At 71.8% G+C, this 23214-nt stretch carries 23 protein-coding genes and 1 pseudogene; 18 read left to right on the top strand and 6 right to left on the bottom strand.

Annotation, left to right across the window (positions count from 1 at the left end; all coding sequences use genetic code 11):
• Positions 1 to 93 precede the first annotated feature (93 nt).
• From dop to prcA, 4 genes are all read left to right on the top strand, one after another.
• Positions 94 to 1605, top strand: coding sequence for a depupylase/deamidase Dop (gene dop / locus OG309_RS07635; protein ID WP_329419196.1), 1512 nt, complete (start codon positions 94 to 96; stop codon positions 1603 to 1605).
• Between the two features lie 176 nt (positions 1606 to 1781).
• Complete coding sequence (locus tag OG309_RS07630; RefSeq protein ID WP_015032443.1) at positions 1782 to 1994, top strand: ubiquitin-like protein Pup; 213 nt, start codon at positions 1782 to 1784, stop codon at positions 1992 to 1994.
• 159 nt (positions 1995 to 2153) lie between these two features.
• A complete protein-coding gene (prcB, locus tag OG309_RS07625) occupies positions 2154 to 2993 on the top strand; it encodes a proteasome subunit beta (protein ID WP_329419193.1) in 840 nt (279 codons plus the stop codon).
• Between the two features lie 49 nt (positions 2994 to 3042).
• Positions 3043 to 3813, top strand: coding sequence for a proteasome subunit alpha (gene prcA / locus OG309_RS07620; RefSeq protein ID WP_329419192.1), 771 nt, complete (start codon positions 3043 to 3045; stop codon positions 3811 to 3813).
• A 68-nt stretch (positions 3814 to 3881) separates the two neighbouring features.
• On the opposite strand, the gene OG309_RS07615 is transcribed toward prcA, so the two are convergent.
• Positions 3882 to 4901 (bottom strand): LacI family DNA-binding transcriptional regulator, encoded by a 1020-nt coding sequence (locus OG309_RS07615; RefSeq protein ID WP_329419190.1) that lies wholly within the window; start codon positions 4899 to 4901, stop codon positions 3882 to 3884.
• Between the two features lie 124 nt (positions 4902 to 5025).
• Here OG309_RS07615 and OG309_RS07610 point away from each other — a divergent pair, with 124 nt between their 5' ends.
• The 13 genes from OG309_RS07610 to OG309_RS07550 all read left to right on the top strand — a co-directional run bounded on the left by OG309_RS07610 (position 5026) and on the right by OG309_RS07550 (position 18790).
• The gene (locus OG309_RS07610) at positions 5026 to 6366 is read left to right on the top strand and encodes an MFS transporter (protein ID WP_329419188.1); all 1341 of its coding nucleotides are present in this window, start codon (positions 5026 to 5028) and stop codon (positions 6364 to 6366) included.
• Between the two features lie 9 nt (positions 6367 to 6375).
• Positions 6376 to 7737 (top strand): Pup--protein ligase, encoded by a 1362-nt coding sequence (gene pafA / locus OG309_RS07605; RefSeq protein ID WP_329419186.1) that lies wholly within the window; start codon positions 6376 to 6378, stop codon positions 7735 to 7737.
• A 118-nt stretch (positions 7738 to 7855) separates the two neighbouring features.
• Entirely contained in the window at positions 7856 to 8794 is a 939-nt protein-coding gene (locus tag OG309_RS07600) for an FKBP-type peptidyl-prolyl cis-trans isomerase (protein ID WP_329419185.1), read from the top strand.
• A 63-nt stretch (positions 8795 to 8857) separates the two neighbouring features.
• Positions 8858 to 9238: an FKBP-type peptidyl-prolyl cis-trans isomerase gene (locus tag OG309_RS07595; RefSeq protein WP_329419184.1), complete on the top strand. Its 381-nt coding sequence runs from the start codon at positions 8858 to 8860 to the stop codon at positions 9236 to 9238.
• Positions 9239 to 9367: 129 nt separating this feature from the next.
• Entirely contained in the window at positions 9368 to 10324 is a 957-nt protein-coding gene (locus OG309_RS07590) for a helix-turn-helix transcriptional regulator (protein WP_329419183.1), read from the top strand.
• A gap of 13 nt (positions 10325 to 10337) precedes the next feature.
• Positions 10338 to 11288, top strand: a complete 951-nt coding sequence (locus OG309_RS07585) for a helix-turn-helix transcriptional regulator (protein WP_329419182.1) — start codon at positions 10338 to 10340, stop codon at positions 11286 to 11288.
• An 87-nt stretch (positions 11289 to 11375) separates the two neighbouring features.
• Entirely contained in the window at positions 11376 to 11639 is a 264-nt protein-coding gene (locus OG309_RS07580) for a hypothetical protein (protein WP_329419180.1), read from the top strand.
• Positions 11640 to 11673: 34 nt separating this feature from the next.
• Complete coding sequence (locus OG309_RS07575; RefSeq protein ID WP_046910663.1) at positions 11674 to 11871, top strand: hypothetical protein; 198 nt, start codon at positions 11674 to 11676, stop codon at positions 11869 to 11871.
• 186 nt (positions 11872 to 12057) lie between these two features.
• Positions 12058 to 12345, top strand: coding sequence for a Sec-independent protein translocase subunit TatA (tatA, locus tag OG309_RS07570; protein WP_329419177.1), 288 nt, complete (start codon positions 12058 to 12060; stop codon positions 12343 to 12345).
• 105 nt (positions 12346 to 12450) lie between these two features.
• Entirely contained in the window at positions 12451 to 13353 is a 903-nt protein-coding gene (gene tatC, locus OG309_RS07565) for a twin-arginine translocase subunit TatC (protein ID WP_402545902.1), read from the top strand.
• A 41-nt stretch (positions 13354 to 13394) separates the two neighbouring features.
• Positions 13395 to 14366 (top strand): diacylglycerol kinase, encoded by a 972-nt coding sequence (locus OG309_RS07560; protein WP_329419173.1) that lies wholly within the window; start codon positions 13395 to 13397, stop codon positions 14364 to 14366.
• Positions 14367 to 14410: 44 nt separating this feature from the next.
• On the top strand, positions 14411 to 17239 hold the full coding sequence (locus OG309_RS07555; protein ID WP_329419171.1) for a DEAD/DEAH box helicase: 2829 nt from the start codon (positions 14411 to 14413) through the stop codon (positions 17237 to 17239).
• A 168-nt stretch (positions 17240 to 17407) separates the two neighbouring features.
• Positions 17408 to 18790, top strand: coding sequence for a cytochrome P450 (locus OG309_RS07550; protein ID WP_329419169.1), 1383 nt, complete (start codon positions 17408 to 17410; stop codon positions 18788 to 18790).
• A gap of 106 nt (positions 18791 to 18896) precedes the next feature.
• Here OG309_RS07550 and OG309_RS07545 read toward each other — a convergent pair.
• The 3 genes and pseudogenes from OG309_RS07545 to OG309_RS07535 all read right to left on the bottom strand — a co-directional run.
• Positions 18897 to 19070: pseudogene (locus tag OG309_RS07545) on the bottom strand (ADP-ribosylglycohydrolase family protein); the annotation flags it as partial.
• 14 nt (positions 19071 to 19084) lie between these two features.
• Positions 19085 to 19525 carry an ABA4-like family protein gene (locus OG309_RS07540; protein ID WP_329419167.1) on the bottom strand — a complete coding sequence of 147 codons (441 nt, stop codon included), beginning with the start codon at positions 19523 to 19525 and terminating at the stop codon, positions 19085 to 19087.
• Positions 19522 to 20418, bottom strand: coding sequence for a hypothetical protein (locus OG309_RS07535; RefSeq protein WP_329428203.1), 897 nt, complete (start codon positions 20416 to 20418; stop codon positions 19522 to 19524). Before OG309_RS07535 ends, OG309_RS07540 begins: the two co-directional genes overlap by 4 nt.
• 225 nt (positions 20419 to 20643) lie before the next feature.
• On the opposite strand from OG309_RS07535, the gene OG309_RS07530 reads away from it, so the two are divergent.
• Entirely contained in the window at positions 20644 to 21276 is a 633-nt protein-coding gene (locus tag OG309_RS07530; protein WP_329419166.1) for a MerR family transcriptional regulator, read from the top strand.
• A gap of 84 nt (positions 21277 to 21360) precedes the next feature.
• Here the strand turns inward: OG309_RS07530 and OG309_RS07525 are convergent, their stop codons facing one another.
• Both OG309_RS07525 and OG309_RS07520 read right to left on the bottom strand, forming a co-directional pair.
• Complete coding sequence (locus tag OG309_RS07525) at positions 21361 to 22197, bottom strand: siderophore-interacting protein (protein WP_329419164.1); 837 nt, start codon at positions 22195 to 22197, stop codon at positions 21361 to 21363.
• An 81-nt stretch (positions 22198 to 22278) separates the two neighbouring features.
• Positions 22279 to 23190, bottom strand: a complete 912-nt coding sequence (locus tag OG309_RS07520) for a 5'-3' exonuclease (protein WP_329428201.1) — start codon at positions 23188 to 23190, stop codon at positions 22279 to 22281.
• Between the last annotated feature and the right edge of the window lie 24 nt (positions 23191 to 23214).

The raw sequence follows: 23214 nt of genomic DNA, 5'->3' as shown, positions 1-23214 counted from the left end.
CTGATCTCCCCGTACACGCGAGGCCGCTCTAGGCTCGTGGGTACCGCCGCGACACGCATGATGCGGGGAGCGGTGCCGGGCAAGGAGGGCCGCATGACCGTACGGCGAGTAATGGGCATCGAGACGGAGTACGGGATCTCCGTCCCCGGGCACCCCAACGCCAATGCCATGCTCACCTCGTCCCAGATCGTCAACGCCTACGCGGCGGCGATGCACCGGGCGCGCCGCGCCCGCTGGGACTTCGAGGAGGAGAACCCGCTGCGGGACGCCCGCGGCTTCGACCTCGCCCGCGAGGCCGCCGACTCCAGCCAGCTCACCGACGAGGACATCGGCCTCGCCAACGTCATCCTGACCAACGGCGCGCGGCTCTACGTGGACCACGCCCACCCCGAGTACAGCTCGCCCGAGGTCACCAACCCCCGCGACGCGGTCCTGTGGGACAAGGCCGGCGAGCGGATCATGGCCGAGGCCGCCGAGCGGGCCGCCCAGCTCCCCGGCGCCCAGCCCATCCACCTCTACAAGAACAACACCGACAACAAGGGCGCGTCCTACGGCACGCACGAGAACTACCTGATGAAGCGGGAGACCCCCTTCTCGGACATCGTGCGCCACCTGACGCCCTTCTTCGTCTCCCGCCAGGTGGTCACCGGCGCCGGCCGGGTCGGCATCGGCCAGGACGGACGCAAGGACGGCTTCCAGATCAGCCAGCGGGCGGACTACTTCGAGGTCGAGGTCGGCCTGGAGACCACCCTCAAGCGCCCGATCATCAACACCCGCGACGAGCCGCACGCGGACGCGGAGAGGTACCGCCGCCTCCACGTGATCATCGGCGACGCCAACCTCTCCGAGATCTCGACCTACCTGAAGCTGGGCACGACGGCGCTGGTCCTCTCGATGATCGAGGACTCCTTCATCACCGTCGACCTCGCCGTCGACCAGCCTGTGCGCACCCTCCACCAGGTCTCGCACGACCCGACGCTCCAGTACCTCGTCACGCTCCGCAGCGGCCGGACGCTCACCGCGGTGCAGCTGCAGATGGAGTACTTCGAGCTGGCGCGCAAGTACGTGGAGGAGCGGTACGGGGCGGACGCCGACGAGCAGACCAAGGACGTCCTGGTCCGCTGGGAGGACACGCTCAACCGGCTGGAGAACGATCCGATGAGCCTGGCCGGCGAGCTGGACTGGATCGCCAAGCGGGAGCTCATGGAGGGCTACCGGCGAAGGGACGGCCTGGACTGGGACGCCGCCCGGCTGCACCTGGTCGACCTCCAGTACGCCGACGTGCGCCCCGAGAAGGGCCTGTACAACCGCCTGGCGGCCCGTGGGCGCATGAAGCGCCTGCTGGACGAGCCCGCGGTGGAACGGGCGGAGACGAGCCCTCCCGAGGACACCAGGGCCTATTTCCGCGGCCGCTGCCTGGAGCAGTACGCGGACGACGTGGCCGCGGCCTCGTGGGACTCGGTCATCTTCGACCTGCCCGGGCGCGACTCGCTCCAGCGGGTCCCGACCCTGGAACCCCTGCGGGGTACCCGGGAACACGTGAAGGACCTCCTGGACCGCTGCCGCACGGCGGAGGAACTGGTCCGCGTCCTGTCCGGCGGCTGAGAAAGCGGACGCGATTTCCGGATTCCCCGGGCGCGGCTGAAATGCCCGGGGACTGGGAATCATGGGAGCAGTGCCCGGACGTTGTAGAAACTGCGGGGCCGATGTCAGTCCCGGCTTGTAGGGTCTGATCTTGTAGGGATCCGAACGAGCGGGCCGATTCGAGCGGGGTGAGGTTTATGGCGACCAAGGACACCGGCGGCGGACAGCAGAAGGCGACGCGTTCCACCGAGGAGGTCGAGGAGACCACCACGGAGGCGAGCTCCGACCTCAAGGAACGCCAGGAGAAGCTCTCCGACGACGTGGATTCCGTCCTCGACGAAATCGACGACGTGCTGGAAGAGAACGCCGAGGACTTCGTGCGGTCCTTCGTGCAGAAGGGCGGCGAGTAGCCGCTCCGGCGAGCCTGTCGCCTCCGTCCCCGGAGCCCCGGAAAAGCCGTGGGCCCGGGGACGGATGACGGGCACGGGCACGGGTAAGGTCCGTGCACAGCAAGCAAGATCGGCCCGAGCGTCCCACGGCGGGCCGTCGTCCCCACCGGAAGGAATCGCGTGGAAGCCAACCCTCGTAGTATCGGGCGTCTGCCGGCGGCCTTCCTGACGCCGGGCTCGTCCTCGTTCATCGACTTCCTCGCCGACCACTCGCCGGAGCTGCTCCCGGGCAACCGGAGGCTTCCCGAGGGGATCGTCGAGGCGCCCCACGGCACGACCATCGTCGCCGCCACCTTCCCGGGCGGCGTGGTGCTCGCCGGTGACCGGCGGGCGACGATGGGGAACATGATCGCGCAGCGGGACATCGAGAAGGTGTTCCCGGCAGACGAGTACTCCGCGGTCGGCATCGCCGGTACGGCGGGGCTCGCGGTGGAGATGGTGAAGCTGTTCCAGCTGGAGCTGGAGCACTTCGAGAAGGTGGAGGGCGCGACCCTCTCCCTGGAGGGCAAGGCCAACCGCCTGTCCACGATGATCCGCGGCAACCTCGGCATGGCCATGCAGGGCCTCGCCGTCGTCCCGCTCTTCGCCGGCTGGGACGAGGGCAGGGAGAAGGGCCGGATCTTCTCCTACGACGTCACCGGCGGCCGTTCCGAGGAGCACGGGTTCGCGGCCACCGGCTCGGGCTCGATCTTCGCCCGCGGTTCGATGAAGAAGCTCTACCGGGACGACCTGACCGAGCAGCAGGCCACCACGCTCGTCGTCCAGGCGCTGTACGACGCGGCGGACGACGACTCGGCGACCGGTGGGCCCGACCTGGCCCGCAGGATCTTCCCGATCGTCACCGTGATCACCGACGAGGGCTTCCGCAGGCTCACCGAGGCGGAGTCCTCCGAGCTGGCCCGGGCGATCACCGAGCGGCGTCTGGAGCAGCCCGACGGGCCGCGTGCCGCCCTGCTCTGACCACGCGTCGCCACCCCGTAGAAGCCCAGAAGAAAGGGACGGATAGCCGGTGTCCACGCCGTTCTATGTCTCACCCCAGCAGGCCATGGCCGACCGGGCGGAGTACGCCCGCAAGGGCATCGCCCGGGGCCGCAGCCTGGTCGTCCTCCAGTACGCCGACGGCATCGTCTTCGTCGGCGAGAACCCGTCCCGCGCGCTGCACAAGTTCAGCGAGATCTACGACCGGATCGGCTTCGCCGCCGCCGGCAAGTACAACGAGTACGAGAACCTGCGGATCGGCGGTGTGCGCTACGCGGACCTGCGCGGCTACACCTACGACCGCGACGACGTGACGGCCCGCGGTCTGGCCAACGTCTACGCCCAGACCCTGGGCACCATCTTCTCCAGCGCGGGCGAGAAGCCCTACGAGGTGGAGCTGGTGGTCGCCGAGGTCGGCGCGGAGCCCGAGGGCGACCAGATCTACCGGCTGCCGCACGACGGATCGATCGTGGACGAGCACGGCTCGGTCGCGGTCGGCGGCAACGCGGAGCAGATCAGCTCCTTCCTGGACCAGCGGCACCGCGACGGGATGTCCCTCGCCGAGGCGCTGAAGCTGGCCGTGCAGGCGCTCTCCCGGGACACCAACGGCACCGAGCGGGAGATCCCCGCGGAGCGCCTGGAGGTGGCGGTCCTGGACCGTACCCGCCCGCAGAAGCGCAAGTTCAAGCGGATCGTCGGCCGGCAGCTCGTGCGTCTGCTCGGCGCGGACGACGCGGCGGTCGCGAAGACGGACGACCCGTCCGACGAGGTCGACGACGCCGCCGAGGGCGGCGAGGAGTAGGACCGCCGGACACGCGCAGGGCCCCGGGACCGCCACGGTCCCGGGGCCCTGCGCGTGCCGGGGGCGGCTCAGCGGGCCGGTGCGGGGCCGGAGGAGGCCCGGGTGGCCAGCGTGACGGGCAGGTCGCCGTGCTCCGGCTCGCGGCCGTCCAGGACGGCGAGCAGCGCGGCCATGCCCCGTTCGCCGATGCGCTCGGCGGGCAGCCGTACGGTGGTGAGCTCGGGTTCCACGGCGGTGGCCAGGGCCAGGTCGTCGAAGCCGGTCACGGAGAGGTCCTCGGGCACCCGCAGCCCGAGCCGCCGCGCCGCCTTGCAAGCTCCCGCGGCGAGGATGTCGTCGTCGCACACGATGGCGGTGGGCCGGGGCCCCGGCCCCGAGAGGGCCCGCTGGGCGGCCTCACGGGCGCCCTGGACGTCGAGCGGGGCGCGGACCGTCCGTACCGACGCGCCGCTCAGGGACTCCGCGAGGGCGGCGGCCCGGACGTCGAAGGTCCAGGACGACACAGCCGAGGCCAGGTGCAGGAAGCTGCGGTGGCCGAGGGCCAGGAGGTGGCCGGTGACCTGGCGCATGCCGTCGGCGACGTCCAGGTTCACGTGGGCGGTGGCGCCGCCGTCGGAGGGGTCGCTGTCGAGCATGACCAGCGGCAGGTCGGTGCCCCGGAAGGCCTTGAGGGCGTCGGTGGCCATGGAGGACGCGATGACGCCGTCCAGGGCGGCCCGGGCGGAGGCGAAGGGGTCCCTCGCGGGGCCGACGCCGTCGGGGGAGGGGTAGAGCACCACGCCGAAGCCGTGCCGGGCGGCGACGGTCGCGGCGCCCGTGTAGACCCGGGCGAAGAACTCGTTGGTGAGGGCCGGCACGACCAGCAGGGCCGTCCTGGTGCTGCCCAGGCGCAGGTTGCGGGCGGCGAGGTTGGGGCGGTAGCCGAGCGCGGAGGCGGCCTCGCGGACCGCGCCCGCCGTGCGTTCGGACACACGGCCGCGCCATTTGTCGCCGAGCACGAGGGAGACGGTGGCCTGGGAGACCCCGGCCGCCCGGGCGACGTCCCGGCTGGTGGGGCGGCTCCCGCTGAAGGGTTCCGGGCTCTGCACTCGTGCCTCCGCGGCGGCTGGTGGTCCGGCACGCGGGGTGGACCGGCGCGCTGCGGTCATGGTACGTATGACCCGATACGTTATACGTAAAACCTGGGGCTGCGGCCCGGGGAGGGGAGACGACATGGCCACCGAGGCCGGGGCGAACGGCGGCTATCTCGACATCCTGAAGGCGCCGCACGCGGCCCGCCTGCTGGCCGGCACGCTGGTCGGCCGGCTCCCCAACGGCACCGGGCCGATCGCCATCACCGTGTTCACGCGCGCGGAGGGCGGCAGCTACAGCCTGGCCGGCGGCCTCATCGCCGCGTACGGCCTCGCCACCGCCGTCGGTCAGCCGCTGCTGGGCCGCGCCGTCGACCTCAAGGGGCAGCCCCGCGTCCAGCTCCCGGCCGCCCTGATATCCGCCCTCGGCATGGCGGCCCTGGCCGTCACCGGCATCGGCAACCTCCTCCTGGCCTACGCCGCCGTCCTGGTCGCCGGACTCTTCACGCCGCCCCTGGAGGGCGGTCTGCGGGCCCTGTGGCCGAGCGTCCTGGGCCGCGAGGACCGGGTCCACCGGGCGTACGCCCTGGACGCCGTGGCCCAGGAGGTCATGTTCACCGTCGGGCCGCTGCTGCTGACCCTCCTGGTCGCGCTCTGGTCGCCCGCCGCCGCCCTGGTCGTCATCAACCTGCTCGGCGTGCTCGGCGCCCTGTCGGTGGTCCTCTCCGAGCCCTCCCGCGGCTGGCGCTCCGAGCCCCGCGAGGCGCACTGGCTCGGGGCGCTGCGCTCGCGGGGGCTGCTCGCGCTGCTCGCCTCGTTCTTCTTCGTCGGGCTCGCCCTCGGCTCCATCACGGTCGCCGGCGTCGCCTACGCGGACGACCGCGGCAACGAGGCCGTCTACGGCTGGCTCATGGCCGCCCTCGGACTCGGCGCCCTGATCGGCGGCGTCTTCTACGGCGCCCGCCAGTGGGCCGGGCCGCCCGAGCGGCGGCTGCGGGTCCTCGTGCTGCTGCTGGCCCTCGGCTACCTGCCGCTGATGCTGGTGCCCGGCCCGGCCGCCATGACCGCGCTGGCCGCCCTCTCCGGCGTCTTCCTGGCCCCCGCCCTCGCCTGCGCCTTCCTCGTGGTGGACCGCCACGCGCCCGCCGGCACGGTCACCGAGGCCTTCTCCTGGCTCGTCACCACCTTCGGCGTCGGCGCGGCCCTCGGCTCGGCCGTCTCCGGACCGGTCGTCGAACTGGCCGGGACCCCGGCCGGATTCGCGGTGGCCGGCGTCGGCGGCTTCGTCGCCTTCCTGGTCCTCGCCGTCACCGGCCGCGTCCTCGGCGGCGACCCGCCCGCGCCCCGGGTGCGACACGCCGTCAGCGGGGGCGCCGGGAACGCCGGCCCCGACGCCGTACAGGCCGAAAACAACACGCGCTCATCGGAAAATGATCGAAACGGGGTTGTCGAACCCGGTTTCAGCACAGGCCATCAGGCGTAATGTTCAGACATGGACCGCCGCATTTTCGGGCTGGAGAACGAGTACGGCGTCACGTGCACGTTCAGGGGACAGCGCCGACTGTCTCCTGACGAAGTGGCGCGCTACCTCTTCCGCCGTGTCGTGTCATGGGGCCGCAGCAGCAATGTCTTCCTGCGGAACGGCGCCCGCCTGTACCTGGACGTGGGTTCGCATCCGGAATACGCAACTCCCGAATGCGACAACGTGGTCGAACTGGTCACGCACGACAAGGCAGGCGAGCGCATTCTCGAAGGACTCCTCGTCGACGCGGAACGCCGCCTGCACGAGGAGGGAATCGCGGGCGACGTCTATCTCTTCAAGAACAACACCGACTCTGCGGGAAACTCCTACGGCTGCCACGAGAACTATCTGGTCGCCCGGCACGGTGAGTTCTCCCGGCTCGCGGACATCCTCATTCCGTTCCTCGTCACCCGCCAGCTGATCTGCGGCGCCGGAAAGGTGCTGCAGACCCCGCGCGGTGCCGTCTACTGCGTCTCCCAGCGGGCCGAGCACATCTGGGAGGGCGTCAGCTCCGCCACCACCCGCTCGCGCCCCATCATCAACACCCGCGACGAACCCCACGCGGACGCCGAGCGCTACCGCAGGCTCCACGTCATCGTGGGCGACTCCAACATGTCCGAGACGACCATGCTGCTCAAGGTCGGCGCCACCGACCTCGTGCTCCGCATGATCGAGGCGGGCACCGTGATGCGCGACCTGACCCTGGAGAACCCGATCCGGGCCATCCGCGAGGTCAGCCACGACATCACCGGCCAGCGCAAGGTGCGCCTCGCCAGCGGCCGGGAGGCCTCCGCCCTGGAGGTCCAGCGGGAGTACTACGAGAAGGCCGCCGACTTCGTCGACCGCCGGGGCATCCGCAGCGGTGTCGTCGCCCAGGTCCTGGAGCTCTGGGGCCGGACGCTCGACGCGATCGAGGAGGAGCAGCTCGACCGCATCGAGACCGAGATCGACTGGGTCATGAAGTACCGGCTCATCGAGCGCTACCGGGCCAAGCACAACATGACCATGTCGCACCCGCGGGTCGCCCAGATAGACCTCGCGTACCACGACATCCACCGCCGCCGCGGTCTGTACTACCTGCTCCAGAAGAACGGCCAGGCGGCCCGGATCTGCAACGACGTCAAGATCTTCGAGGGCAAGTCGGTGCCCCCGCAGACCACCAGGGCCCGGCTGCGCGGCGACTTCATCCGTCGCGCCCAGGAACAGCGCCGGGACTTCACGGTCGACTGGGTGCACCTCAAGCTCAACGACCAGGCGCAGCGCACCGTGTTGTGCAAGGACCCGTTCCGCTCGGTCGACGACCGGGTGGAAAAGCTGATCGCCGGTATGTAGCACCGGTCCTGACGTGCCCGTCGGCCCCGCACGTTTCACGTGCGGGGCCGACGGCATCACAGGGTGGTCCCCTAGAGTGTCGGGACAACTACTGTGCCGTCTGAGATCTGAGGAACTAGTGCGCCGACTTGCCGGCCTGCTCGTCGTCCCGCTGCTGCTGCTCTCCACAGCGGCCTGCGGCAGTGACGACCAGGGCTCCGATTCCGGTTCGATGAAGAACGGTCTTCCCGCCATCACCGCGGGCGAGAAGTTCGGGGAGAAGCCCACCCTCGCCAAGGGCGTGGGCGACCCGCCGAAGGCCCTCAAGGTCAACGTCATCAGCGAGGGCAAGGGCCCGGTCACGAAGAAGGGCGACGCGCTCCAGGTGAACTACCTGGGCCAGGAGTGGGACGAGACCACCCCCTTCGACAACAGCTTCGACCGGAAGCAGCCCTTCGACCTGACGCTGGGCGCCGGCCAGGTCATCAAGGGCTGGGACCAGGGCCTGGAGGGGCAGAAGGTCGGCAGCCGCGTCGAGATCGGCATCCCGCCGGAGCTCGGTTACGGCCCGCAGGGCCAGGGCGACATCAAGCCCAACGCCACCCTGGTCTTCGTGGTCGACATCCTGAAGGCCGTCACCATCCCGAAGTCCGCCGAGGGCACCCCGGTCGCCCAGGACGACAAGAACCTGCCGCAGGTCGGCACCAACACCGACGGCAAACAGCCCTCGCTGACCGTCCCCAAGGTCGCCCCGCCGACCAAGCTGGTCTCCAACTACATCCTGGAGTCCAAGGGCGAGGCCGTGGCGGCCACCGACACGGTCGTCGTGAACTACGTCGCCGCCCTGTGGAAGGACGGCAAGGTCTTCGACTCGACGTACGCCTCGGGCAAGACCGCCAACTTCCCGCTGTCCCAGCTGACCCTCAAGGGCCTCAAGGACGGCATCACCGGCAAGAAGATCGGCAGCCGGGTCCTGATCGTGGCCCCGCCGTCCGAGGCCTTCGGCGACCAGGAGAAGCAGGGGATCCCGAAGAACTCCACCCTGGTGTTCGCCGTCGACATCCTGGCGAAGATGTAAGACTGTCCTGTTCGCGCGGACCGTCGTCCGCGTGGTTCACGTTTGTATGAGGAGCGCACTGCAGTGAGCATCGAGAAGCCCGAGGTCGACTTCCCGGGCGGCGAGCCGCCGGCCGACCTGGAGATCAAGGACATCTGGGAAGGCGACGGCGAGCTCGCCGAGGCCGGCGACTTCGTCAAGGTCCACTACGTGGGTGTGTCGTTCGACTCCGGCGAGGAGTTCGACGCCTCCTGGAACCGTGGCGCGCCGCTGGACTTCCAGCTCGGTGTCCGCCAGGTCATCGAGGGCTGGGACAAGGGCGTCCAGGGCATGAAGGTCGGCGGCCGCCGCCAGCTGGTCATCCCCGCGCACCTCGCCTACGGCGACCGCGGTGCCGGCGGCAAGATCGGCCCCGGCGAGACGCTGATCTTCGTCTGCGACCTCGTGGGCGTCGCGAAGCGCTGACCCGGACACCGGGTCGACCACAGGGCCCCCGCCTCCACGGCGGGGGCCCTCGGCTTTTGTCCGGACACCCCGGGGCGGTACGGTCGGACGTCCGACAAGTGGATCCGGCAGAAGAGGTGCGGGGCGTCGATGGCGATTGCCAAGGCCGAGCGGCTGATGAATCTAGCGCTGTGCCTGCTCGGAACCCGCCGCCCGCTGAGCAAGCGGGAGCTCCGGGGCTCCATCGAGGCGTACATGGAGGCCACGGGCGAGGACGCCTTCAACCGCATGTTCGAGCGCGACAAGGACGACCTGCGCGAGCTCGGCCTGGTCATCGAGACCGTCGAGAACCTGGACGGCGACACCGGCTACCTGGCCCGCCGCGACTCCAACAGGCTGCCGGCGATCACCCTCGACGCCGAGGAGGCCGCCGCCCTCGGACTCGCCGCCAAGGTCTGGCAGCAGGCCCGCCTCGCCGGGGCCGCGAGCGGCGCCCTGCAGAAGCTGCGCGCCGCCGGCATGCCGGAGGCGGAGGACTCCTACGACTCCCAGGCCAGTGCCCTGGAGCCGCGCATCCCGGTGCACGAGGCCGCCTTCGAACCGCTCATGCTGGCCTGCCGCGACCGGCGCCCGGTCGTCTTCGACTACCGCAAGGCCAACGCCGCCCGCCCCGAGACCCGGCACGTCGAGCCGTGGACGCTGGAGTGCTGGCGCGGTCACTGGTACCTGGCCGGCTGGGACCGCGACCGCGGTGCCGAGCGGGTCTTCCGCCTCTCCCGCATCACCGGCAAGGTCCGCTCCCGGGCCGGCGCCTTCACCGCGCCGGTGCCCGATGTCGTCACCGTCCGGGAGACCGTCGAGAGCTGGGCGGGGGAGACCGCCACCCGCTCGGCCCGGATCAGGCTGCGGGCCGGCGCGGGCTACCCGCTGCGGTCCCGCGCCCAGTCCGTGCAGGAGGGACCGGACGGCTGGGACGAGCTGGAGATCCCGTACGGGCACGGCCTCGACGCCTGGCTCGTGGAGTTCGGCCCCGACGTGGTCGTGCTGGAGCCCGCCGATCTGCGGGCCGACGTGGTGGAGCGGCTGCGCGCCGTGGCCAAGGGCTGAGGGGGAAGGAACCATGGCGGCGAACGCGATCGACCAGACGAGGCGGATGCTCTCCCTCGTCACCTATCTCCGCGAGCGGCCCGGCGCGCACGTCGCCGACGTGGCCCGCGCCTTCGGGATCACCGAGGACGAGCTGATCTCCGACCTCGACGTCCTGCCGATGTGCGGGACCAGCTTCCGCGGCGGCGACCTGCTGGACATCGACACCGACGGCGACCGGATCTGGTGGCACAACCCCGACGACGTCGCGGCGCCGCTGCGACTGGCCGCCGACGAGGCGACCGCCCTGCTGGTCGCCGCGCGGGCGGTGGCCACCCTGCCCGGCCTGCGCGAGGGCGACCGCGAGGCGCTGTTGCGCGCCACGGCCAAGCTGGAGGCGGCGGCCGGCGAGGTGGCCGGTGCCAGCTCCCGGCTCTCGGTGACCTTCGAGTCCGAGGGCGGGGTCTTCGCCGAGGTGGACCGGGCGATCTCCGAGCGCCGGCGCCTGTGGCTGCGCTACTACTCGCCGGCCCGCGACGAGCTCACCGAGCGCGAGGTGGACCCGATCCGGCTCTTCGCCGTCGGCCACACGTACATGGAGGCGTGGTGCCGCCTCTCCGAGGCGCGCCGCACCTTCCGCCTCGACCGGGTCGCCGAGATCCGGATCCTGGACGAGCACGCGGCGCCCCCGGAGATCGAGCTGCGGGACCTGTCGGAGGGGCTCGTGCAGCCGTCCGCCGAGGACCCCGAGGTCGTGGTCGAGGTGGGTCCCGGGGGGCGCTGGGTCGCCGAGTACTACCCGCACGACCGCGCGGACGAACTGCCCGACGGCGGTCTGCGGATCACGCTGCGGACCCCGGCCCCGGCCTCGCTGCGCCGGCTGGCGCTGCGGCTCGGCAGCGACGGGCGGATCGTCGCCCCGCAGGAGCTCGCGGACAGCGCGCAGGCGGCGGCGGCTGCCGCACTGGCCGCGTACGAGGGCTGAGAGCAGGGGGACGTGACGTTCCGGGGGGACCGGGCGCTGTTCCCAGTGAGACGCACGCACGTACCGCAGTGGGGAGAGTTGAGGGAAATGTCCGCGATGTCTGCGATGTCCGGTCTTGCGGCGACGGTCGCCCCGGTCCACTTCAAGGCGGCCTGCCCCGAGTGCCGTTCCCGCTTCGAACTCTCCGCGGGCGCCCTGCGGCTCGCCATCGGCGCGAGCCGCCGCACCACCTTCTACTCCTTCACCTGCCCCGAGTGCGGCAGCTCCGTCCGCAAGCCGGCCGGTGAGCGGATCATCGAACTCCTCACCGGCGGCGGCGTGAACACCCTCCGGCTGCACACCACCGGCTGACGTCCCCCGGCGTCGGGGCGTCTAGGCTCGGCACATGTTCTGGCCCATGCTCGCCATCGCCCTCGGCTTCCTCGGCATCGCCGTCCTCGGTGTCCTCGGGATCAAGGTCTTCCTGGAGGCCCAGCGCCTCGGCCGTCAAGTGGCCCACACCACACAGCGCATCAACCAGGCCGCCGAGGACCTCGAACGGGCCGCCGTCGATCTGGCGAGGACCGGCGAGACGCTGCGCTGAATCCGTGCCGTACGCTGCGAAGAGCTTCCATGGACCGGGTCCGCGGGAGGAAATCGCGAGTATGCACAGGCATTGCCGCCCGTTTACTCCTGCGGGTTACGATCGCTTGCAGCGCGGTGGCCGGACGCATGTCCGACCCGCCGGGCACGCACTCCAATGTCGCCTCGGTGAAGAAGGTAAACAGCTATGGGTAGGCTCGGCCCCACCGAGATCATTCTCATCCTCGTCGTGATCATCCTGCTGTTCGGCGCCAAGAAGCTGCCGGACATGGCCCGTTCGCTGGGCAAGTCGGCCCGCATCCTCAAGAGCGAGGCCAAGGCCATGAAGTCCGAGGACCAGCAGAGCGCCCCCGCCGACCCGCCCCACGCCGGCGCCCAGGACCAGCAGCCCGCGCCCCGCACCATCCAGGCCGCGCCCGGCGACGTGACCAGCTCGCGTCCCGTGACCGAGCCCACGGACACCACCAAGCGCTGACCCGGTCCGCCGCGGCCGTCGCACTAGGGCGACGGCTGCCGCACGAGATGAGGACGTGGGTTGCTCAAGTCTGCCCGCAAGCAGGAGAAGGATCCCGAGGGCCGGATGCCCCTCGTGGAGCACCTGCGTGAACTTCGCAACCGCCTCGCGAAGGGCCTCCTGGCCATCGCCGCGGTCACCGTCGTGGCCCTCGTGTACAGCGAGGACCTGATGCAGTTCCTGACGAAGTCGGTGCCCACGTGCGCCGAAGGCGTCACCAGTAGTGGTGGAAACTGCGCGATCGTCTCCTTCAACACGTTGATGGCGCCGTTCAGCACGACGATCCAGCTCTCCCTCACGGCGGGTCTCGTCGTCGCGAGCCCCGTCTGGCTCTACCAGCTCTGGGCCTTCATCGCGCCGGGACTGCACAAGAACGAGAAGAAGTACACGTACGCCTTCGTGGGCGCCGCGGTCCCGCTCTTCGGGGCCGGTGCCTACCTCGCGTACCTCATCCTTCCCGTGAGCGTGAAGGTGCTGATCAGCCTCACGCCGGACGGCTCCGCGAACATCCTCGGGCTGAACGACGTCCTCGACTTCACCCTGCGCATGGTGCTGGTCTTCGGCCTCGCCTTCGAGCTCCCGCTGGTCCTGGTGATGCTGAACCTCACCGGTGTCCTCAGCGGACGCCGCATGGCCCGCTGGTGGCGCGGCGTGATCATGGGCGTGTTCGTCTTCGGCGCCGTCATCACCCCGACCACCGACCCGGTCGGCATGCTGGCCCTCGCCGGACCGATCACCATCCTGTACCTGGCGGCCGTCGGCTTCTCGCTCCTCAACGACAAGCGCCGGGCGCGCAACAACCCCGACGCCGAGCTCGACGACGACGAGGCCTCGCAGCTCGACCTCACCCCCGAGCCGGTCCGTGGGCCCGAGACCGTCGAAGCCGCCCGGGCCCTGCCCGAGCAGGCCACCGGCGAGTCGGACGGCGTCAGGTCGCAGCGGCTGAACGGTTACGACGACATCACCTGAGCTTGTAGGGTCCCCCCAGACTCCGTCCGGGGGGACCCGCCATGACCAGCGAGATCACGCTCTTCGTCAATCCCACCGCGGGACGCGGCCGGGGCGCGCACGCCGCGCAGCCGGCCGCTCGCGCGTTCCGGGACGCCGGCTTCTCCGTCCGCACCGTCCTCGGCCACGACGCCGACGACGCCCTGCGGCGCGCCCGCGAGGCCGTCGAGGGCGGCACCGGGGCCCTTGTCGCCGTCGGCGGCGACGGCATGGTCTCCCTCGCCCTCCAGGCCGTGGCCGGCACCGGCACCCCGCTCGGCGTGATCGCGGAGGGCACCGGCAACGACTTCGCCCGCAGCCTCGGACTGCCCCTGCGCGACCCCGCCGCGGCCGGCCGGGTCGCCGCCGAGGCGCTCACGGCCACCGGAGGGCGTCCGCTCGACCTCGGCCGGGTCGACGCAGGGGCGCCCGGCACCCGCGCGGAGGGCGACGGGCGCTGGTTCGGCACGGTCCTCGCCTCCGGCTTCGACTCCCGGGTCAACGACCGCGGCAACCGGATGCGGCTGCCGCTCGGCCGCTTCACGTACGACCTCGCGATCCTCGCCGAGCTCGCCACCTTCCGGCCCGTCCCGTACCGGCTCGTCCTCGACGACGGCACGGCGCTGGAGACCGAGGCCACCCTGGTCGCCGTCGGCAACGGCCCCTCCTACGGGGGCGGGATGCGGATCTGCGCCGACGCCGTCATGGACGACGGGCTGCTCGACGTCACCGTCGTGGGGGACTGCGGCCGGGCCGAGCTGATCAAGGTCTTCCCGCGGGTCTACAAGGGCACCCACCTCGACCACCCCAAGGTCACCGTCCACCGGGTCCGCTCCGTCACCCTCGACGCTCCGGACACCACCGGGTACGCCGACGGGGAGCCCCTCGGCCCGCTGCCGCTGACCGTCCGGTGCGTCCCCGGCGCGCTCAAGGTGCTGGCGCCGAGGCCGGACGACCTTCGATCCGAAGCCCCGCGATCCCAAGCCCGTCGATAAAGATCGCGTCACTGTCGGAGGTGGCGGGTAGGCTCGACGACAAGATGACAGAGGACCTCACACCAGCCGAAGCGTACGCAGCCGCCCGCGCCCGCAACGTCGAGCAGGCCACTGCGCTGGCCCCCTTCCGCGAGATGTACGAGTTCGGTCTGGACCCCTTCCAGATCGAGGCGTGCAAGGCCCTCGAGGCGGGCAAGGGCGTGCTCGTCGCCGCTCCCACGGGCTCGGGCAAGACCATCGTCGGCGAGTTCGCCGTCCACCTCGCGCTCCTCCAGGGGCGCAAGTGCTTCTACACGACGCCCATCAAGGCGCTCTCCAACCAGAAGTACGCCGACCTCGTCAAGCGGTACGGCAACGACAAGGTCGGCCTGCTCACCGGCGACAACAGTGTCAACGGCGACGCCCCGATCGTCGTCATGACCACCGAGGTCCTCCGCAACATGCTCTACGCGGGGTCCCAGGCGCTCTCCGGCCTCGGCTACGTGGTCATGGACGAGGTGCACTACCTCTCCGACCGCTTCCGCGGCGCCGTCTGGGAGGAAGTGATCATCCACCTCCCCGAGTCCGTGACGCTGGTGTCGCTCTCCGCGACCGTCTCCAACGCCGAGGAGTTCGGCGACTGGCTCGACACCGTCCGCGGCGACACCGAGGTGATCGTCTCCGAGAGCCGCCCCGTGCCGCTGTGGCAGCACGTCCTGGCCGGCCGGCGGATGTACGACCTCTTCGAGGAGGAGACGGACCACGGCGGCCGCGGCGCCTCCCGCCGCGAGGTCAACCCCGACCTGCTGCGCCTCGCCCGCACCGAGAACTCGCGCACGTACAACCCGCGCGACCGGCGCCGCGGCAAGATGGTCCGCGAGGCCGACCGCGAGCGCGAGCGGCGCCAGCGCTCCCGGATCTGGACCCCCGGCCGGCCCGAGGTCATCGAGCGGCTCGACGCCGAGGGCCTGCTGCCCGCCATCACCTTCATCTTCAGCCGGGCCGGCTGCGAGGCCGCCGTCCAGCAGTGCCTCTACGCGGGCCTGCGGCTCAACGACGAGGACGGGCGCCGCCGCGTCCGCGAGATCGTCGAGGAGCGCACCGCCGCCATCCCGAACGAGGACCTCCACGTCCTCGGCTACTACGAGTGGCTGGAAGCGCTGGAGCGCGGCATCGCCGCCCACCACGCCGGCATGCTCCCGACCTTCAAGGAGGTCGTCGAGGAGCTCTTCGTCCGCGGCCTCGTCAAGGCCGTCTTCGCCACCGAGACCCTGGCCCTCGGCATCAACATGCCGGCCCGCTCCGTGATTTTGGAGAAGCTGGTCAAGTGGAACGGCGAGCAGCACGCCGACATCACCCCCGGCGAGTACACCCAGCTCACCGGCCGCGCCGGCCGCCGGGGCATCGACGTCGAGGGCCACGCCGTCGTCCTGTGGCAGCGCGGCCTCGACCCGGCCCACCTGGCCGGACTCGCCGGCACCCGCACCTATCCGCTGCGCTCCAGCTTCAAGCCGTCGTACAACATGGCGGTCAACCTGGTCGACCAGTTCGGCCGGCACCGCTCGCGTGAGCTCCTGGAGACCTCCTTCGCGCAGTTCCAGGCCGACCGCTCGGTCGTCGGGATCTCCAAGCAGGTCCAGAAGAACGAGGAGGGCCTGGAGGGCTACCGGGAGGGCATGACCTGCCACCTCGGCGACTTCGAGGAGTACGCGCGGCTGCGCCGCGACCTCAAGGACCGCGAGACGGACCTGGCCCGGCAGGGCGCCAACCAGCGCCGCGCGGAGGCCGCCGCCTCGCTGGAGCGGCTCAAGCCCGGCGACGTGATCCACGTCCCGACCGGCAAGTTCGCCGGACTCGCCCTCGTCCTCGACCCCGGCCTGCCGGCCGGCCGGACCAACGGCCACCGCGGCTTCGAGCACCACGACGGGCCGCGCCCGCTGGTGCTCACCGCCGAGCGGCAGGTCAAGCGGCTCGCGTCGATCGACTTCCCGGTGCCGGTCGAGGCACTGGACCGGATGCGGATCCCGCGCTCCTTCAACCCGCGGTCCCCGCAGTCCCGCCGCGACCTCGCCTCGGCGCTGCGCACCAAGGCCGGGCACATCAACCCGGAGCGGCACCACAAGAAGCGCGCGGCCGCCGCGGACGACCGTGAGATCGCCCGGCTGCGCACCGAGATCCGTGCCCACCCCTGCCACGGCTGCGACGAGCGCGAGGACCACGCCCGCTGGGCCGAGCGCTTCCACCGGCTGCAGCGCGACACCCAGCAGCTGGAGCGGCGCATCGAGGGCCGCACCAACACCATCGCCCGCACCTTCGACCGGATCGTCGCGCTCCTCACCGAGCTCGACTACCTGCGCGGCGACGACGTCACCGACAACGGGAAGCGGCTCGCCCGGCTGTACGGCGAGCTCGACCTGCTCGCCAGCGAGTGCCTGCGCGAGGGCGTGTGGGAGGGGCTCAGCCCGGCCGAACTCGCCGCGTGCGTCTCCGCCCTGGTCTTCGAGGCCCGGCAGGCCGACGACGCCGTCGCGCCGAAGCTGCCGACCGGCAAGGCCAAGGCGGCGCTCGGCGAGATGGTGCGGATCTGGGGGCGGCTCGACTCGCTGGAGGAGGAGTTCAAGCTGCACCAGGCCGAAGGCGTCGGGCAGCGCGAGCCGGACCTCGGCTTCGCCTGGGCGGCCTACCAGTGGGCCTCCGACAAGGGCCTGGACGAGGTGCTGCGCGAGGCCGAGATGCCGGCGGGCGACTTCGTCCGCTGGTGCAAGCAGGTCATCGACGTCCTGGGCCAGATCGCGGCGGCCGCGCCGCGGGAGAACAGCACCGTCTCGAAGAACGCCCGCAAGGCGGTCGAGTCGCTGCTGAGGGGAGTCGTGGCCTACAGCTCGGTGAGCTGAGCCGGTGCGCCGTCGCGAGGGTCTCGGCCCACCGTGGTCTGACGGCGAACTGACAAGGGTTTTCCACAGGGGTGGCGAAGGGGTGCTTCCTTCCGCTTCCATGAACTCGTACGGAAGAGCGAGTACTTGGGGCACACCACCACGCAACTCCTGCGGAAGGAAACGCACGTGACCACGCAAGCCGGTCCGTCCGCCGTCGCCACGACGGCGGACGGGCGGAAGACAGTGCCAGGGCCGCGCGGCGTGCCCCTGCTCGGGAACCTGCCGGAGTTCGGCAAGGACCCGCTCGCCTTCTTCGAACGGCTGCGTGAGCGCGGGGACTTCGTCCGCTGGCGCTTCGGGAACACCCCCGCCCTGTTCATCGCCCACCCGGAGACCATCGGGGAACTCCTCACCGAGGTCGAGCGGACCTTCGACCAGCCCGACCTCGGCATCGCCTTCCGCACCCTGCTCGGCGACGGGGTCGTGGTCGCCAAGGGAGCCGACTGGCGGCGCAAGCGCTCGCTCGTGCAGCCCTCCGTCCGGCCCCGGCAGGTCAAGTCCTACGCCGCCACCATGGCCGAGTGCGCCGTCGACCTGGCCGAGCGGTGGAGCGACGGACAGCGGGTGGACGTCAAGAAGGAGATGGCCGCCCTCACCCAGCTCATCGCCGTCCGCACCATCTTCGGCGTCGACACGGCGGCCGACGCCGAGGCCATCGGCCGCGCCATGGACATCGCCCAGCAGGAGATCGGCGCCGAGTTCAGCGGCATCGGCGCCCTGCTGCCCGACTGGGTGCCGACCCCGGGCCGGGCCAGGATCAAGCGGGCCACGGCCGTCATCGACGCCGAGGTCTCCCGGGTCGTCGCCCGCCACCGCGACGGCGACACCGAGCGGCCCGACCTCCTCAGCCGCCTGCTCGCCGCCCGGGACGAGAGCGGAGCCCGCCTCTCCGACCGGGAGATCCGCGACGAGACCGTCACGCTCTACATCGGCGGCCACGAGACCACCAGCTCCACCCTCGTCTGGGCCTGGTACCTGCTCTCCCGCAACCCCCGTGTCTCCGAGGCACTCGCCGCCGAGCTCGACCGCGTCCTCGGCGACCGGGACCCCGGCTTCGACGACTACGCCGAACTCACCTACGCCCAGGCCGTGGTGAAGGAGACGCTGCGCCTCTTCCCCACCATCTGGCTGCTCACCGGCATCGCCAAGGAGGGCGCCGTGCTGGGCGGCGCCCCGGTCCCCGCCGGCACCCGCGTGTGGAGCAGCCAGTGGGCCACCCACCGCGACGCCCGCTGGTACGGGGACCCGTTGGAGTTCCGCCCCGAGCGCTGGCTGGACCCGGCGGAGGGCGAGGCGGCCGAGGAGATACCCGAGTACGCCTGGTACCCCTTCGGCGGCGGCCCCCGCGTCTGCCTCGGTACCCGCTTCGCGATGGTCGAGGCCGTCCTCGTCCTCGCCGTCCTGGCCCGCCGCTTCCGCGTCGACCTCGGCCCCGGCGAGATCCACCCGGTCCCGAGCCTGACCCTCCAGCCCGACCGCGAGGTGCTGGCGACGGTGCGGGCGCGGTAGCAGGGGGTCCGGTCGGACCGGGGGCCGACGGACGGTGCCCAGCCGGGGCCGGTCCGGCGCGGCCGTCGGAAGGCGGCGAACTGCCGGGCCCGGCCCGTCGAGGACTTCAGGCGGCCGGCCCGGTCGCGAGGTCACGGAGGTCGGCGGCCCCGAGGGCGCGGTCGCCGAAGCCCGGCAGCGGGACGTGAAGAGCGGACGTCCAGCGGGCGGGGATCGCGTCGGGGCCGTGGACGGCGAGCGCGAGGGTGCCCGTGACGGCGGCGACGGTGTCGGTGTCGCCGCGCTGCATGGGCGTCAGGCCGGCCGTTCCCGGGGGTGCTTGTGGAGCGCGGTGGCTCGGATCGGCAGGAACACCAGCAAGGCGATCGGCGAGAGCAGGATCGTGAGGACGAGGAGGGGGCTCATGAGGAAGGGGGAGAAGCCGAGGCGGCGGCCCTCGCGGTAGATCCACTGGCCGAGCAGGAGGTCCCAGGCGATGATCTGGGCCCACACGGTGGCCGCGCCGTTCGGTGACGCCGTCAGGTCGCGGAAGACGTCGAGGTCGGGCGAGCTGACCGCCGCCCAGAGCTCGGGCACCACGGGGGCGACGAGGACCAGGTAGACCGCGAGTACGGGCAGCACGGTCAGGGGCGAGGCCGCCACCCGTTCGGTGAGACGCCGGCCCGGCGCGACGATCATGAGCAGCCAGACCGGTGCCGCGAGCACGAAGGTCAGCTCGAAGAGGAAGCCGGTCATGCCGCGAGCTCCTGGGTCGGGGCGGGTGACGACGGGGTGCGGAGGGCCAGCGCGGTGCCCGCCAGGGCGAAGGCCGCTATGGCGCCGGCCGCGGCGAGGGTCGGGCCGTCGGGGGAGAGGAGCGGCTGGCCGCGGAGCGCCTGCCAGACCAGTACGGCGAAGGCCGCCACGTACGCGACCGACGCCACCAGCACCACCCGCAGCCGGAGCCGGTCGTCGGCGAGCCGGACGAAGCGCGGGGCGAGCGCGGAGAGCACCAGCAGGACCAGCGGGATCAGCTGCAGCGCGTGCATGCCGAAGAAGTGCGCTATGCGCAGGTCCCCGCCCGTGGTGGACCAGCCGGTCACCGGCATGCCGGGCCCGCCGTCCGGGACGCCGACGCTGTGCGCGCCCTGCGTCGCGGGGTTCTCCTGGGCGAGCTGCTCGGGGGTCGGCTGGACCATCACGAAGCCGACGGCCGCACCGGCGAGCGCGACGAACGAGGAGATCCGCACCGCCCAGGCGGTGGCACGGTCCAGGATCCGGGCGCGCAGCAGCAGGACGGCGATGACGAGCGCGGCCAGCCAGAGCACGACGACCGTCATGCCCATCACCTGGAAGAGGGCGGCGTCGAAGGGCGTCGCCTGGTTGAAGTGGCTCTGCTCGCCCCGGACGACCTGCGTCGTGATGAGCACCATCTCCAGGAGGCTCGCGACGGTGAGGACGGTCCCCGCCCACCATCCGACCCGGTGGGCCCGGCGGCCCGGCAGCAGGGAGAGCATCCAGGCGAGCGTCAGGCCGTACGCGACGAACGAGACCGAGAACTTGAACGGCTTGGCCCATATCGGGGCACCGACGAGAACCCGCTCGTCGAACAGGAGCCCGCCGACGCACACGAGGGCCAGGAGGCCCATGGAGGCGGTGAACCAGACCAGGGGGCGGTGGAGGGTGCGCAGCTGTGGCGCCGAGTTCGCGGGCGAGGCCGGCGAGGTCGGTATCCGTGTCGGTGTGGATGGCATGTGGAATCCCCCGTTGCAAACGGAATGGATAGTGGCGCTTTCCACTATCCGATAGCGCCACTATCTATGATGGTGGGGCCGGTGGCAAGGCCGGAGTGCGATCTGGAAGGTGAACGCGCGGTGCGCATTGGAGAGTTGAGTCGCAGGGCCGGTGTGTCCGTGCCGACGATCAAGTACTACGTACGGGAGGGGCTGCTGCCCGCCGGGCGGCTCACGAGCCCGAACCAGGCCTCGTACGAGGAGGCGCACGTCCAGCGTCTCCGCCTGATCCGCGCGCTGCTGGACGTGGGTGGGCTGTCCGTCGCGGGCATCCGGGAGGTCATCGGGGCGATCGACGACCCCGAGCGGCCGGTGCACAAGGTGCTCGGCGCGGCCGCGGACCGGCTGGTGCCGCGCTACGAGGGCGAACAGGACGACGACCTGGACGCCGCCCGCACGGCGGTCGCGGACCTGATCGCCCGCCGGGGCTGGCGCACCCACGCCCGCGGCCCCGCCGCCGAGGCCCTCGCGGTCGCCCTCGCCGCCCTGGAGAGCGTCGGGCACGGCGCCTTCGCCGAGGTCCTCGACGCCTACGCCGACGCGGCGGAGCAGGTGGCCCGCGTCGACGTCGACTACGTCGCGCGCAACGTGGTCCGCGAGGAGATCGTCGAGAGCGTGGTCGTCGGCACCGTGCTCGGGGAGGCCATGTTCGCCGCCCTGCGCCGGATGGCCCATGTGGACGCCTCGGGGCGGGTCTTCGGCTCGGGGACGTAGGCGCGGAGCCCGGGGGTGCCGCGGCACGCCGAAGGGGCGGGAGCTCTCGGCTCCCGCCCCTTCGGCGTGGTCATCCGGTGCGCGTCAGTCTTCCTGCTCGCGCTCCACCTGGTCGTTCCAGTCGCGCTTGATCGCGCGCCAGGCCTCGTCCGTCTTGCCCATGCGCCAGTAGCCCGAGATGGAGAGGCGCTCGCGCGGGACCGCGCGGTCCATGCGGAGGTGGCGGCGCAGGTCCTTCACGAAGCCGGCCTCGCCGTGCACGAAGGCGTGGACGTCGCCGGCCGGGAAGTCGAGGCCGCGGACGGCCGCCAGCAGGGCCTCGCCCGTGGGGCGCTCGCCACGGTGCAGCCAGGTGACCTCGACACCCGCCGCGGTCGTGAACTTCTGCTCCTCCGAGGCGTCCGAGACCTCCAGGAAGGCGTGCACCACGGCGCCCTCGGGCAGCCGCTCCAGGGCCACCGCCACGGCCGGCAGGGCGCTCTCGTCACCGACGAGCAGGTGCCAGTCGGCGGCCTCGTCCGGAGCGTAGCCGCCGCCGGGGCCGAGCAGGCGCACCGTGTCGCCGGTCTGCGCCCGCGCCGCCCACGGGCCCGCCAGGCCCTCGTCGCCGTGGACCACGAAGTCGACGGTGAGCTCGCGCTGCACCGGGTCCCAGGCCCGTACCGTGTAGGTCCGCGTCGTCGGCCACTGCTCGCGCGGGAACTCCGCGCGGATCCGCTCCATGTCGAACGGCTCGGGGTAGCTCACGCCCTCCGGTGCGAAGAGCAGCTTCACATAGTGGTCGGTGTACTCACCGAGCTCGAACGCGGCGAGCCCCGGGCCTCCGAGGACCAGGCGCACCATGTGCGGGGTGATCCGCTCGGTGCGCACCACCTGGGCCTCGTGGGCCTTCGGTGCCTTGCGTGCGGGCTGTTCTGCCACGACGGTCTCCCCGTTCCCGATCCAAAAACTTAGGTTTGCCTAAGTTAGCACCCCGGTCGGACCCGCTCCAGGGGGCTTTCGTCAGCGCCCCGCCGCCAGGACCGGCAGCAGGCGTCCCACCGCCCCGCCCAGCCCCCACCGCTCCACCAGCGCGGCCAGCGCGGCCGGGTCCCGCGGCGCGGACGGCAGCGCGGGGGAGAAGTCCGGCAGCGGGGCGTCCTGCGCGACCCGGACCACCGTCGGCGCCACGTCCAGGTACTCCGCCGCCTCCACGATGCCGCGCCGCTTCGCCGGTGTCAGCTTCGAGGTCCGGTCGGCCGCCGCCGCCCGGACGCCCGCCAGGTCGCCGTACTCCGTGATCAGCTGCGCCGCCGTCTTCTCGCCGATGCCCTTCACTCCGGGCAGTCCGTCGCTCGCGTCCCCGCGCAGCGCCGCGAAGTCCGCGTACTGGCCGGCCCGCACCCCGTACTTCGTCAGGATCAGCTCGTCGTCCACCAGGTCGCAGTCGCCGACGCCCTTCCGCGGATACAGGACCCGCACCCCGCGCCCGTCGTCGACCAGCTGGAACAGGTCCCGGTCGCCCGTGACGATGTCCACCGGGCCCTCGGCCCGCGCGGTCAGCGTGCCGATCACGTCGTCGGCCTCGAAGCCCTCGGCGCCCACCCGGGCGATGCCCAGCGCCGCGAGCACCTCCTCGATCACCGGGACCTGCGGCGACAGCGTGTCCGGGATCTCCTCCTCGTCCGGCCCCGACTCCGTCACCTCGGCCACCCGGTGCGCCTTGTAGGAGGGGATGAGGTCCACCCGCCACTGCGGCCGCCAGTCCTCGTCCCAGCAGGCCACCAGGTCGTCCGGGTGGTGGTCCTGGACGAGCCGGGTGATGAAGTCGAGCAGCCCCCGCACGGCGTTGACCGGCGTCCCGTCGGGCGCGCGGACCGAGTCCGGCACGCCGAAGTACGCGCGGAAGTAGAGGCTGGCGGTGTCGAGGAGCATCAGGCGTCGCGTCACCCCCCGATC

This window comes from Streptomyces sp. NBC_01268 (assembly GCF_036240795.1).
GTDB lineage: Bacteria > Actinomycetota > Actinomycetes > Streptomycetales > Streptomycetaceae > Streptomyces.
The sequence above is the reverse complement of the archived record's forward strand: the minus strand, read 5'-3'. Positions and strand labels throughout refer to the sequence as shown.